The organism is Halarcobacter ebronensis (genome assembly GCF_013201825.1).
Lineage (GTDB): Bacteria > Campylobacterota > Campylobacteria > Campylobacterales > Arcobacteraceae > Halarcobacter > Halarcobacter ebronensis.
The window spans coordinates 2,371,371-2,384,396 of record NZ_CP053836.1; the positions used below are offsets into that span (position 1 = coordinate 2,371,371).

General features: G+C 30.2%; 13 protein-coding genes. 9 read left to right on the forward strand and 4 right to left on the reverse strand.

Annotated features, from left to right (window positions below):
* The first annotated feature begins 301 nt into the window (after positions 1–301).
* The 7 genes from AEBR_RS11715 (at position 302) to AEBR_RS11745 (ending at position 4,061) form a co-directional block, all read left to right on the forward strand.
* Positions 302–538 (forward strand): hypothetical protein, encoded by a 237-nt coding sequence (locus AEBR_RS11715; RefSeq protein ID WP_129086732.1) that lies wholly within the window; start codon positions 302–304, stop codon positions 536–538.
* A gap of 44 nt (positions 539–582) precedes the next feature.
* Positions 583–1,689: a peptidase M42 gene (locus AEBR_RS11720; protein WP_228712156.1), complete on the forward strand. Its 1,107-nt coding sequence runs from the start codon at positions 583–585 to the stop codon at positions 1,687–1,689.
* 7 nt (positions 1,690–1,696) lie between these two features.
* Entirely contained in the window at positions 1,697–2,602 is a 906-nt protein-coding gene (rimK, locus tag AEBR_RS11725) for a 30S ribosomal protein S6--L-glutamate ligase (protein WP_129086733.1), read from the forward strand.
* Positions 2,603–2,611: 9 nt separating this feature from the next.
* A complete protein-coding gene (locus AEBR_RS11730; RefSeq protein WP_129086734.1) occupies positions 2,612–3,022 on the forward strand; it encodes an ester cyclase in 411 nt (136 codons plus the stop codon).
* A gap of 327 nt (positions 3,023–3,349) precedes the next feature.
* Positions 3,350–3,577: a hypothetical protein gene (locus AEBR_RS11735; protein WP_129086735.1), complete on the forward strand. Its 228-nt coding sequence runs from the start codon at positions 3,350–3,352 to the stop codon at positions 3,575–3,577.
* 36 nt (positions 3,578–3,613) lie between these two features.
* Positions 3,614–3,856 (forward strand): hypothetical protein, encoded by a 243-nt coding sequence (locus AEBR_RS11740; RefSeq protein WP_129086736.1) that lies wholly within the window; start codon positions 3,614–3,616, stop codon positions 3,854–3,856.
* Complete coding sequence (locus tag AEBR_RS11745) at positions 3,846–4,061, forward strand: hypothetical protein (RefSeq protein WP_128978886.1); 216 nt, start codon at positions 3,846–3,848, stop codon at positions 4,059–4,061. The genes AEBR_RS11740 and AEBR_RS11745 overlap by 11 nt, the downstream gene beginning before the upstream one ends.
* Before the next feature lie 3 nt (positions 4,062–4,064).
* On the opposite strand, the gene gshB is transcribed toward AEBR_RS11745, so the two are convergent.
* The 3 genes from gshB to AEBR_RS11760 form a co-directional block, all read right to left on the reverse strand.
* Positions 4,065–5,096 (reverse strand): glutathione synthase, encoded by a 1,032-nt coding sequence (gene gshB, locus AEBR_RS11750; protein WP_128978884.1) that lies wholly within the window; start codon positions 5,094–5,096, stop codon positions 4,065–4,067.
* 131 nt (positions 5,097–5,227) lie between these two features.
* Entirely contained in the window at positions 5,228–7,441 is a 2,214-nt protein-coding gene (purL, locus tag AEBR_RS11755; RefSeq protein WP_129086737.1) for a phosphoribosylformylglycinamidine synthase subunit PurL, read from the reverse strand.
* A gap of 66 nt (positions 7,442–7,507) precedes the next feature.
* Positions 7,508–8,467 (reverse strand): L,D-transpeptidase family protein, encoded by a 960-nt coding sequence (locus tag AEBR_RS11760; RefSeq protein WP_228712157.1) that lies wholly within the window; start codon positions 8,465–8,467, stop codon positions 7,508–7,510.
* Positions 8,468–8,547: 80 nt separating this feature from the next.
* On the opposite strand from AEBR_RS11760, the gene AEBR_RS11765 reads away from it, so the two are divergent.
* Together AEBR_RS11765 and mgtE are read left to right on the forward strand one after the other, a co-directional pair.
* Entirely contained in the window at positions 8,548–9,744 is a 1,197-nt protein-coding gene (locus tag AEBR_RS11765; RefSeq protein WP_129086738.1) for a peptidoglycan DD-metalloendopeptidase family protein, read from the forward strand.
* Positions 9,744–11,096 (forward strand): magnesium transporter, encoded by a 1,353-nt coding sequence (gene mgtE, locus AEBR_RS11770; protein ID WP_129086739.1) that lies wholly within the window; start codon positions 9,744–9,746, stop codon positions 11,094–11,096. The genes AEBR_RS11765 and mgtE overlap by 1 nt, the downstream gene beginning before the upstream one ends.
* 16 nt (positions 11,097–11,112) lie before the next feature.
* Here the strand turns inward: mgtE and AEBR_RS11775 are convergent, their stop codons facing one another.
* Positions 11,113–12,981: a methyl-accepting chemotaxis protein gene (locus tag AEBR_RS11775; RefSeq protein WP_129086740.1), complete on the reverse strand. Its 1,869-nt coding sequence runs from the start codon at positions 12,979–12,981 to the stop codon at positions 11,113–11,115.
* Positions 12,982–13,026: the final 45 nt, after the last annotated feature.

Consider the following 13,026-nt stretch of genomic DNA (forward strand, 5'->3'; position numbering starts at 1 on the left):
TTTATTTTAAAGTGTCAGTTTTGACATAAAAATCTAGTTTTCTTTAAAAAAACTAGCTTTTTTTAACATAACACTTCTCAAAAAACTAAAAATTTTTTTTAATATTAGTTCCTAAAAAAGGCACTTTTAAAAATCAAGAACTTCACTTAAGTTTCGTTTTAGTTTATTTTCTACTTTTTGATTTATAATTCCGAAATAGAATAAGCGAGAACCCCAAGAGTACCTAAACAGTCTATCTTTAAAAGGTTTTCTTCTGTCGTACTTTTGTACATTTAATTGATACTTTTTTAGGAGAGTATAAATGTTAAAAAAAATTTTTCTTCCTCTATTGCTAATCTCAAGCCTTAACTTAAGTGCACAAGAGGTTTATCAAACAATTGAGGATAAATATGCAACTTGTGAAAAAGCTTATGATGAATGCTTAGCAGTTTGCGAAGAGACAAATTCAAAATCGGATGAATGTGTTGTAACTTGCGATGAAAAACTCTATATCTGTAATTCAAAAGTTGAAGAAGATTTAGAAAAACCATCAAATTAATTTATTGAATACTCTTATTCTATACTAAAAAATTAAGGGAAAAGATGAAATTCAGAAAACTCTCTATGAAGCGTTCTAGGGAACTAATTGATAATGTTCAGAACTTTTCAGACTTTTTAGATACATTAAAACAATTGATTAGAGTTCCATCCGTAATAGGTTATGAACACTCTTTTTTCCTCTATTTAAAAAGAGAGCTTGAAGAGTTAGGAATTTCAACTTCTTATTACGATGGATTGTTGGTTGCTCAAGGAAGTGAACCTAACAGTGGTTTATTAAGCGCTCATATTGATAGACATGGACTTGTTTGTACAGGTCCAAATGAGTTTCAATTTGCAGCATTCCAAACAAAAAATAGAAATGATTTAAAAGGAAACTCTGTTTCAGAGCAGACTTATCAACAAATTTCATCAAGATTTTTGAATCAACAAGTTCAAGCTTATGAGCCTTGGTCAGGAAGTTACTTGGGAATTGGTAAGATTACTGATGTATATATGTGTGAAGAGATTAATAACTTAATGTTTAAGATCGAAGGACTACACCATCTAATGCCAGGAACTCCTATTGCTTTTGTTGATAAACTTGATGTTAGTGAGGATTTGATTTGGGCGCAGCTTGATAACGTTTTATCAGCAGCATTTATAATATATTTGTACCAAAATGGATATAAAGGAACAGCATTTTTTACAGCACAAGAAGAAGCTGGTAGAAGCTGGAGGTTTATTTTAGATTGGTTTGCAAAAAACAATATCTCTACATCAGAATTATTGGTACTTGATACAAGTCCATATAATAGTAGAGATGAGGCAGATTTACAAGATATAGTATTAAGAAATAGAGATGCAAATGCAAAATTCAAATCTCCATTATTAAAACTACTTAAAAATTTTTGCCATAAAAATAATATTGTTTTCTCTTGTAAAGATGCATATATTCAAGAGAAAAACAAAATATTAAAAGAGAGCAATAAACCTTTGTTATCATTGGGGAGTACAGAACTTGGAAGAATCATTAAAGAATCTAAAAATAAAATACAAGGAACCACAATCCAAGTACCAACAACAGGTTATCACACAGTTGAAGAGACAGCATCAATAAAATCTGTCAAGTCAATGCTCTATATTTTAAAAAGTTTATATATAAAAAATTGAGGGAAAAATGAAAATTGGAATTTTATCAAGAAATGAGAATCTATACTCAACCAAAAGACTTGTACAAGCTTGTATTCAAAGGGGTCATGAAGTTGAAGTTATAGATACTCTTTCATGTTACATGAATATCACAGCTAACAATCCTAAAATACACTATAAGGGTAGAACTTTAGATGAATTTGATGCAATTATTCCTAGAATTGGTTCTGATGTAACCTTTTATGGAGCAAGTGTTGTAAGACAATTTGAGATGATGAATGTTTATAGTCTAAATAAATCTATTGCCATTACAAGATCAAGGGATAAACTAAGATCAATGCAAATTTTAGCTGGGCATAATGTAAATCTTCCAATTACTGGATTTGCAAGTTCTCCTGATGATATAGAGGATTTAATTGCAATGGTAGGAGGTGCTCCTCTTGTAATTAAATTGTTAGAAGGAACTCAAGGTTTAGGTGTTGTTTTGGCTGAAACAAACAAAGCAGCTGAGAGTGTACTTCATGCTTTTATGGAACTAAAAGCAAATATTTTAGTTCAAGAGTATGTAAAAGAGTCAAATGGTGCAGATATCAGGTGTTTTGTTATTGGAGATAGAGTTGTTGCTTCAATAAGAAGACAAGCTAAAGAGGGAGAGTTTAGATCAAATCTTCACAGAGGAGGAACTGCCTCTTTAGTAAAAATAACTGACCAAGAGAAAGAGATTGCAATCCAAGCTGCAAAAGTTTTAGGATTAAATGTTGCAGGAGTTGATATTTTACAATCAAATAAAGGACCTGTTGTACTTGAAGTAAACTCTTCTCCGGGACTTGAAGGGATTGAGACAATATCAAAAATTGATATTGCATCAAAGATTATCCAATTTATTGAAAAAAATGCAGTAAAAATGAATAAAAAAAGAAAAAATAACTTATAGAGAAAGAAGATGAAAAATACAAATAAAGAGTTAGTAAAAAGATATTATGACGAAATTTGGAATAAACAAAATAGAGTAGCAATTGATGAACTATTAGATGATGACATAACATTTAGAGGTACTTTAAATATTGAAACTCAAGGTAAAAAGGAATTTGAAGAGTATATGACAAACATTTTAACTGCTATTCCTAATCTTTACCATGGAATTGAGATGATGGTTGAAGAAAATGGAGTTATTGCAGTAAGAGCTGTTTATAATGGTACCCATAAAGGAAAACTTTTCAATTATGAACCAACTAATAATCGTATCAAATATAACGGGGCATCATTTTTCAGATTTAAAGATGGAAAGATATCTAATATTTGGGTATTAGGCGATTTAATTAGCTTATATGAACAATTAGAGCAAAAAAAGTAGATTTTTCATAGAAATCTAATTTTTATAAATGGATTTTTTTTATAAAATTTAATAAAAATAAATAATTTTTTATAGGCAAAGTAGCCATAAAATGGCACTTTTACTCCAGTAAATAAACTTTAAGTTTTGTTTTAGGAAAAAAATTTTTATTTTGTTTTATAATTTTAGATTAAATAAGGGTAGCTTAAACCTTTTAGACTCGCAGTAGTGCGTATTTAAAGTTTAAGTATGTGTCAATGTACTTTGTTAGAGTACGTTTATGTGTGCAAATTAGACTTAGTTTATTTAGACTTGGTCTGTTTTCTTATTTTTTTTAAAGAGTAAATTATGGCGTTGAGATCATATGATTTGCCATCAAATTATCATATTGAAGATCCTCTTAACAAACTTGTATATCAAATTACAAGTGTGATAAAAAACACAAGAGACTTCAACAGTGCAATAAATCTAATTTTGCAAAACAATTTGAAATTAGAGGATGTAGTCTCAAGAACAGCGAGACTTACGCTAGAAGATGTTGTTAAATTAGCAGATTTGCTAATTTCAAAGAGATAGATTTTACAAAGAATTAAATAATTTAGGGAAAGGGTAATGGAATCTATTATTTATGAGTTAAGAGCTAATGATGTTAAAGAAGATGATATTGAGTTTATAATGAAGAGAGTAAAAAATAGAATCTCTGAAGAGAATATTGATGCTGAACTTCAAAAACTAGGATATCCGAAAATATTTACTGTGGATTATGATCAATATAATGAATATGACGACTATGATGATTATGATAGTGGTAATAGCAGTGGTTATAATGGATATAATGATGACGATGAATATTAATCATTCAGGTGGCGAATTAAATAGAAATGAACAAGTAAATCAAATAATTTACTTTATAAAAAACAAAAATGATTATGCTAATGCTGCAAAAGTTATGATAAGTAGTAATTTTTCAATTCAAGCATTAAAAGAGAAAACAATCAAATTAAGTCAATTTGAGTTAGCTAAATTAGCTGACTCAATTATTGAGAGTAAAAAGAAATAAACTTTACTCTCTTAATTCATTTAGTTTTTTAAGTAGATACTCTAACTCTGCTCTCTTTTCAACCTTTTCATGAACTTTTTCTTCAAGAAAATCTACTACATTTTGATGAAGTTTAACTTTACTAAGCTTATTAATATTTGTAATTCCACCAGGATTTAAAACATTTACCTCTAAGATTTTGTCTCCAATTATATCAAGACCTGCAAAGAAAATTCCATCTGCTATTAATTTTTTACCAACCTTTGAACAAATCTTTTTTTGTGATTCAGTTAAGGTATATTTATGTGCGCTTCCACCAGTTTGAATATTAGCTCTATGGTCACCTTCTGCTGGTTTTCTATGATAAGCTCCAATTGCTTTACCATTAAGCATAATAACCCTAACATCACCATTTTCAGCACCTGCAATATATTCTTGAAGTATTACATAATTTTCACCTGACTCATCAATATAAAAATCTAGTAGAGAGTTAATATTTGACATTGCATTTTTCTCCAATACAATAACTCCTCTTCCTCCTGAACCATCAAGTGGTTTTAGAATCATCTTTTGTTCATTTGACTCTTCAATTATCTTTTTTATATACTTTTTACTACCAGATACATGGGTTTTAGGTAAGAATGAGTTTCCTGGGTCATGGAAAGTCGTTGTATAAAGTTTATTATTTGCTTTTCTAATTCCATCCACATCATTTATAATAACAGTCTCATTTTTAACAGAATCAAGGAAATTGAATACTAAAGGTGAGATTGGAGGATCTTTTCTAATCATAATACAATCAAAAGCATGTAGAGCTACTAACTTTATATCATATGTAGTTTTTTTATAAAATGTTGTTACTGAATCAGGAATTTTCCCCTCATATTTAAGCATCTTTGCAAAGCCATGAACAGTGTTGTTTCTAACAGTCAAATCATGGGTATATAAAATTGCAACCCTATGACCTCTTGTCATACACTCTTTTATAACTGCTAAAGTTGTGCTTTTTAGTGGCTCTATATTAGCCCAGTTTTCAATAATAAATGCTACACGCAATTGTTTTTACCTCATCAATTAATTTAATATAAGCTAAATTATACAATTAAATTGATTACATTTAAGGCATGTTTTAAGATTTTAAATTTATTTAAAAAAGATAAAGAGTGCACTTAAAAAGTGCCCCTTTATTATAAGTCTTGTTCTATAACTTCTTTAAATCTGTTAAAGTAGATATTTTTTGCTTCATCAAGCTCTTTATATACATCATTGATAGCAATTTTACCACCACCAATAACTCCAAGTTTAGTATATGAAATTCCTCTATTTCTACAAAGTCTTTCAAAACTCTCTGCATTATCAGGAGATACTTCAACTACTGCTCTACTCAATGTTTCAGAAAAGATATCTTTACTATTTTCAAGCTCAATAGTAGCTTCTACTCCTTTGTTTCCTACAACTGCCATTTTAGCTAGTGCAATTGCCAATCCACCAACATTTACATCTTTTGCAGCTTCTAATAAATCTTGTTTATTTGCTTCAATTACACTATTCCATAGATTTAACTCTTTGTCAAAATCAACTTCAGGGTGTACTCCTGCAACTTTGTCATAAAATCTTTTCATGTATAATGATGCACCAAACTCTGATTTTGTATCACCTAAAAGGTATGCAAAATCTCCATCATTTTGAAAACAAGAAGGCAATACTTTGTTCTCATCATCATTCACTCCAACCATTGCAATAGCAGGTGTTGGGAAAACTCCTACACCATTTGTTTCATTGTATAAAGATACATTTCCACCAATTACAGGAGTATTTAACTCTTTACAAGCTTTTTTAATACCTTCACAAGATTGAGCAAACTGCCACATAACTTCTGGATTTTGAGGGTTTCCAAAGTTTAGACAATCTGTAATTGCTTTTGGAACTGCTCCTGTCATTGCAACATTTCTTCCTGATTCCATAACAGCTGCTGCTGCACCTAGTTCAGGGTTAATATAACACTGTCTTGTGTTGCAATCAGCACTCATTGCAAGAGCTTTTCCTGTCTCTTTGATTCTAATAACTGAACCATCAAGTTTTCCAGGACCTTTTACAGTGTTTGTTTGTACCATTGAGTCATATTGGTTATAAACCCAAGATTTATCTACAACTTCCATATCTGAAAATAGTTTGTCAAATGCTTCTTGATTTGGTATATCTTTGTTCATTTCAACATTTTCAATACCCTCTAAATATGCAGGTTTAGCAACTGGTCTATCTAAAATAGGAGCCTCTTCAGAAACTGGTTGAACTGGGATATCAGCAACTTTTTCCCCATGCCAGAATAGTTCCATATTTCCCGTATTTGTAACTTCACCAATTACTGCAACATCCAATTCCCATTTTTGGAAAATCTCTATAATTTTTGCTTCACAACCTTTTTTAGCACAAATTAACATTCTCTCTTGAGATTCAGATAACATAAAATCATAAGGAGTCATCCCCTCTTCTCTAGCTGGAACTCTATCTAAATGCATAATCATCCCAGAACCAGATCTTCCTGCCATTTCAAAAGATGAAGATGTAAGACCAGCAGCACCCATATCTTGAATACCAATAATCAAATCCTCTTTAAATAGCTCTAAACAAGCTTCTAAAAGTAGTTTTTCAGTGAAAGGATCTCCAACTTGTACTGTTGGTCTTTTTGATTCAGAATCTTCATCAAATGAAGCAGAACTCATAACAGCACCACCAAGTCCATCACGTCCTGTTTTAGAACCAACATACATAACAGGATTTCCAATACCTTCTGCAATTCCTAAGAAAATTTCATCAGCTTTTGCAATACCTAAGTTAAAAGCATTTACTAGGTTGTTTCCTGCATAACAATCTTCAAAGTTTGTTTGTCCACCAATAGTTGGAACTCCCATACAGTTACCATATCCACCAATACCTGAAACAACACCTCTTAATAAAAATCTATGTTTTTGTGCTATTTCACTATCACCTTCAATCTCAGCAAATTGAATTAAGTTCATAGATGCAACTGGTCTTGCTCCCATTGTAAATACATCTCTCATAATACCACCAACACCTGTTGCAGCACCTTGGTATGGCTCAATAAATGAAGGGTGATTATGTGATTCCATTTTAAATACAGCAGCGTATCCATCACCTATATCAATAACTCCTGCATTTTCACCTGGACCTTGAATAACCCAAGGAGCAGAAGTTGGGAAACCACTTAAATACTTTTTACTTGATTTATATGAACAGTGTTCTGACCACATTGCAGAAAAAATTCCAATTTCCACATAATTTGGGTCTCTTCCTAAGATCTCTTTGATATTATCTAATTCTTCAAGTGTTAAAGAGTGAGCAAGTGCTAGCTCTTCAAGATTCATCTCTTCTTTTTGCATTTTTCGCCTTAAAATATGGTTGTTAATAATGAGGCGATTATATCTAAAAAGCTCTTAGCGAAAGTTTTAACCTTCTGCTAAGATTTTGATTTTGTCATCTTTAAGCTCAATATAGAGCTCTTTTTTACCTACAAAGGTGTAGTTATTTGTTTTATAATCTTCATCCATAACCACTTTGAACATAATTTTGTCTAAAGAGTTTGGATAAGGAATTATATTAATATTTGTAAATTCAATTGTTTTATCTTCTTTTCTTGAAAAAATTCTCTCTTTATAATCTTTGAATCTTTCAAAATCCATTCCATCATCCCTTTTAAAAGAGTCTGAATAAAATCCAAGATACTCATCTATATCAGACTTTTTCCAAGCATCTCTCCATTTAAAAATAGAAGAAAGGATTAAACTAATCTCCTCTTTAGAAGCCTTATTCACACTATCTTCAGATATTAAAAGAACAGATTTATCATAATCTATTGTATTATCTAACTCTTCAAGTCTAAAGTTATCTAAAGCAATACAGCCTTTAGTAAAGCTCTCTCTATCTTCATTTAAAGGCATTCCATGAATCCAAATACCATGTCCTTTTTTATTCCTAGTTTTATCAAAAGTGTTTGGATATGAAGTAACTAAAGCTAGTGGTCCATAAAACTGGTCAAGCTTTGTAAGTTTTTGAGTTAAATCATATACTCCTGTTGGTGTTTTCAAATCCCCTTCCTCTTGTTTATCACCAACAATTTCACCAACAATTACATTATCTTTTAAGAGAATACTATACTGATTTTTATCAACTTTGTACAAAGTCAACTCTTTTTTATCTTTTTGAGCTAAGATAACAAACTCTCTTGACTCATAGTACCCATAGTCAACATTTTTATTAGCTAAATAGCTTTGCCAATACTCTTTTTTTTTCAACTCATTTTCAAGTTTTTCTTTAACTGCTTCAAGACCTTGACTTCTGTAAATATCTACTAAATCAGCGCTCAAACAATTAAAAACCAACAACATTAATAATAATGTTTTTTTCACAAAAAGCCCCTAAAATTTTATATTTTATTTAGTTGCGCAATTGTATAATAATGCTTCTAATTTTTTAATAAAGAAGGGCAATGTATAGAGTAATAATATCACTTTTTTTAGTAATCTCATCACTATTTTCAGCAGTTGTTAAAGAGGAAAAATGGCCAAGCGGTGAAACATTTTTGACCTTTTTAGAAAAATATTCCATCCCCCAAAAACTATATTTTGATTTGGAAAAAGAGGATAAAGAGTTATGTTCAGAGATAACAGCTGATTCATACTTTTATTTAATAGAAGATGAAGATAAAACGCTAAATCAAGTACTTATTCCTGTTTCAGAAGAGATTCAACTTCATGTATATAAACAAAACAATGGTGAATACAAATTTGAAACCTTGCCTATTAGTTATAGCGAATATACAGAAACAATTGCCATACCTATTGAAACATCAGTTGCAAAAGAGCTTCAAGATGCAACAGGAAGTGCTGCCCTTGCAGCTAATCTAAAAGATATTTTTGCTGGTTCTGTAAACTTTAGAAGAATGCAAAAAGGTGATTTTGTTGCAATTGAATATACCCAAAAAGAGCTACTTGGAAGACCTTTTGGACAACCAGATATAAAAGCAGCAATGGTAGAAATTTCTGGAAAAAAATATTATAGATTTAAAAATGAAGACAATGATAAATATTATGATCAAACAGGAAAAGCTTTTACAAAATTTTACTACTTTACAATTCCTTTAACATATACAAGGATTTCAAGTGGTTTTACCCAAAAAAGATGGCATCCAGTTTTAAAAAGATATAGAGCCCACTTAGGAACTGACTTTGCAGCGCCAAGGGGAAGAAAAATCTATGCAGCAGCTGAAGGTAGAATTGAGTTTGCAGGAAGAAAGGGTGGATATGGAAATGTAATAATTATTAAACACCCAAATGGATATAAAACTCTATATGGACACCAAAGTAAATTTAGAGCTGGTATAAAAAGAGGTAAATGGGTAAAAAGAGGAGAACTTATTGGTTATGTAGGAAGTACAGGACTTAGTTCTGGTCCCCACTTGCATTTGGGTCTTTACATAAATGGAAGAGCTGTTAATCCATTAAAAATAATCAAAAAACCAGAAGAAATAGCACTAAAAGGAAAAGAGAAAAAAACTTTTATTGCAAATGCAAAAATTACTATGCAAAATCTTGATTTGGTTGTAAATGATCAAAATAGAAAAAAAGCTACAAGACTAGATAGAGTAGCATCAAGTAGTCCAATTGTAACTCCCAAGGAGATTTAATGTCTTCTGAGAATGCTATAAAAAACCCCCATGAACTTCTTGAAAGGTTAAATGAATTACACCCTAGTGATATAGCATACTCACTTAAAAAGATAGAAAAGGAGTCAGAAGATGACTTCTATTATGTTTTAAAAGAGATTCCCGATGAAATTTTAGGGGAAGTTATTCTTGAACTTCCTGATAATTTAAGAGAAGATGTTTATACTCTCTTACCTTCTCAAAGACTCTCAGACGTTGTTTATGAACTAGATTCAGATGATGCTACAGATATTATCCAAGAGATTGAAGAGGTAGATGAAGAGAAAGCAAAAGAGGTTTTTGAAGGCTTAGAAGAAGAGGATAAGCATGAGATTAACTGGCTTAAAAGATACCATGAAGATGAAGCTGGTTCTTATATGCAAACTGAGCTTTTCTCTGCAAATATTAATGAAACAATTAGTGATTCGATTAAAAGATTAAAAGAGGGAAAAGAGTCAGATGAGTTAGAAAATATTCATCAAGTATATATAGTAAATAATGAAAAAAAATTAATTGCTTCAATATTACTTGAAGATTTGATTATTTTTGATTTTGAAAAAACATATGAACAAATTATAAATGAACATGAAGAGAATAGATTTAAACCCTTTGTTGTACATGATAAAGATCATATTGATGAAGTTGCTAAACAGGTTGAAAAGTATGACTTAAACGTTGTTCCTGTTGTGGGATATCAAGGTATTTTAGTTGGTAGAATTACAAGTGATGATATTTTAGATGTAATTGAAGAGAATGCAACTGAACAGATGTACCAACTTGCAGGGGTAAATGATGACTTTGAACATGAAGACAATCTTTTAAATACTGCAAAAAAGAGAGCTTTATGGCTCTTTTTAAATTTGGGAACTGCAATTTTAGCTTCTTTGGTAATAGGAATGTTTGATAAAACTATTGAAGCTTTTGTTGCTTTAGCTATTTTAATGCCCATTGTTGCTTCTATGGGAGGGAATGCAGGAACACAAACTTTAGCTGTAACAGTAAGACAGTTAGCTTTAGGAGAGATTGATTTTGATAATAGTAAAGATGCCATAAAAAAAGAGGTATTTATCTCACTAGCCAATGGTTTTATCTTTGCAATAATTATAGGAATTATTGCTTGGTTTTGGTTTAATACAGCTCTTCTTGGTTTGGTAATAGCTCTTTCAATGATAATAAACCTTTTTAGTGCTGGTTTTTTTGGGGCATCTATCCCTTTGGTTTTAAAAAAGATGGATATTGATCCAGCAATAGGAAGCACCGTCTTACTTACTACTGTTACAGATATTGTAGGATTCTTTAGCTTTTTGATGCTTGCTAAACTAATTTTATTGTAGGAGTTTCCCCCTACTTTTAAAATTTTTTATTTCCAAGGTCTAATACAATCTCTTTTGCAATTGAATCAGTTTTTACTGCAATATCTTTTGTTTGCCCTGCAATTAAAAGATTTTTTTGTGCTTGTTTTTCAAGTAAAACAATTGCATCATTTATTTGAGCCACACTATATTCTTGCTCTTTTGATGCTTCTTCTATACTATTTATAGTATTCATTGTTTTGTCTATATTTCCTAACAATTGATTATAACCTTCAATCATTTTATCACCTATTGATTTTCCATAACTAGCTTTTGATGTAGCTTGTTCAACTATTAGTTTAATCTCTTTTGCAGCTTCTGCACTTCTATTAGCCAAATTTCTTACTTCTTGTGCAACTACAGCAAAACCTTTTCCAGCTTCCCCTGCTGTTGCTGCTTCAACAGCAGCATTAAGGGATAATATATTTGTTTGAAATGCAATTTGATCAATAATTCCGATTGCTTCATTTATTGTATTAACTTGCATTTCTATTTCACCCATTGCTAAACTTGTATTTTGAGCTAATTTTTGTCCATCTTTTGCTGAAATATCAACTTCATTTGCATAATTAGTCATTTTAGACACATTGTTTGAATTACTTTTTACACTCATAATTATTTTTTCAAGGGCAGCACTTGTTTGTTCTAAAGAGGATGCAGCCTCACTAGAACTTATATTTAATTCATTAACATTATTAATCAAAACATCTGAAGACTCTTCTAATGTTTTACCCACATTAAAAGAGTTATTTAATAGTTTTGAAATAACCTCTCCCAATTCATTGATAGCTTGGGAAACCTTTGAGTTTGCCTTTGGAAATCTTGAAGTAAAATCTTCATCTTTAAATTTTTCTAAAACTTCTAATAGTTTTGGAATACTACTTGCGATAGTTTGTTCCAATTCAAACTGCATTTTTGTTAAAATATTTTTTAATTCCAATAAAGAATCAGTATTGGTTTCTTTTTCTATTTTTGAACTAAGATTACCTGAACCTATATCTTTTGCAAACCGTGCAATATCTTTTACAAACTCTTCATCTTTTTTTATTGATTTTTCAATGTAGTCGATATTTAAATTAATTGTTGCTGCCATTTTCCCAAACTCATCTTTTGTATCTAAATCAATAATCGAAGAGGTTTTTGTTTTTTTATTTAAAAAATCAAAAAAGTTTTGTAATCCATCTTGAACTTTAAATACTGATTTTATAAGTTGTCTAGAGATAATAAAAGAAATTAATGCACCAATAAACAATGAGATAAATAAAATTGTTATCATTGTAAAGGAGAAACTACTTGCTATTTGTCTAGCTTTTGGTATCTCCATTTGATTTTTCATCTCTTCATAATCGATAAATTCATTTATTAGTTTTAACCAAATAGTAATATTACCTCTTACCTCATCAAGTAAAATCTTTTTTGCTTGGGTATCTTGAGTATTCTCTTTTAGTCTAATAATTTCAGAGATAGAGGGTAATGTTTGGCTTTCAATACTTTTAATTTTATTTAATAACTCTTTCTCTTTTGAATCTATTTCCACACCTTTTTTAAATAATGCTTCCATCGATTTTTCTGATTCTTCATAAAACTCTCCAAGCCTTTTTATATCAGCTAAGGAGTCAACAAATAGCTTATCACTACTATTTCCTGACAAAACTAAATCTCTAATTGCAATTGCTCTATCATGGACACTACCTCTGAAGTTTATTGCTACTCTTTGTTTTACCGAGTTTACTTCAACTATTTTATTTAATGTCTCATCAATAATAGTAACTTTATAGATTCCAATTGCAGTAATTATGATAATAATTAATATCATGATTGTGAAACCAAGGTAAAGTTTTTTGGGTATACTTAAATTCTTAATCATTTTAACTCTTTTTATTATAAGATAATTTTTATCATATTATAATTA

What these genes read in the sequence shown, in the direction of transcription:
- AEBR_RS11745 (WP_128978886.1), top strand. Translation starts at nt 3,846, where the DNA reads ATGAATATTAATCATTCAGGTGGCGAATTAAATAGAAATGAACAAGTA.
- AEBR_RS11715 (WP_129086732.1), top strand. Translation starts at nt 302, where the DNA reads ATGTTAAAAAAAATTTTTCTTCCTCTATTGCTAATCTCAAGCCTTAAC.
- purL (WP_129086737.1), bottom strand. Translation starts at nt 7,441, where the DNA reads ATGCAAAAAGAAGAGATGAATCTTGAAGAGCTAGCACTTGCTCACTCT.
- AEBR_RS11730 (WP_129086734.1), top strand. Translation starts at nt 2,612, where the DNA reads ATGAAAAATACAAATAAAGAGTTAGTAAAAAGATATTATGACGAAATT.
- AEBR_RS11775 (WP_129086740.1), bottom strand. Translation starts at nt 12,981, where the DNA reads ATGATTAAGAATTTAAGTATACCCAAAAAACTTTACCTTGGTTTCACA.
- AEBR_RS11735 (WP_129086735.1), top strand. Translation starts at nt 3,350, where the DNA reads ATGGCGTTGAGATCATATGATTTGCCATCAAATTATCATATTGAAGAT.
- rimK (WP_129086733.1), top strand. Translation starts at nt 1,697, where the DNA reads ATGAAAATTGGAATTTTATCAAGAAATGAGAATCTATACTCAACCAAA.
- AEBR_RS11765 (WP_129086738.1), top strand. Translation starts at nt 8,548, where the DNA reads ATGTATAGAGTAATAATATCACTTTTTTTAGTAATCTCATCACTATTT.
- AEBR_RS11740 (WP_129086736.1), top strand. Translation starts at nt 3,614, where the DNA reads ATGGAATCTATTATTTATGAGTTAAGAGCTAATGATGTTAAAGAAGAT.
- mgtE (WP_129086739.1), top strand. Translation starts at nt 9,744, where the DNA reads ATGTCTTCTGAGAATGCTATAAAAAACCCCCATGAACTTCTTGAAAGG.
- AEBR_RS11720 (WP_228712156.1), top strand. Translation starts at nt 583, where the DNA reads ATGAAATTCAGAAAACTCTCTATGAAGCGTTCTAGGGAACTAATTGAT.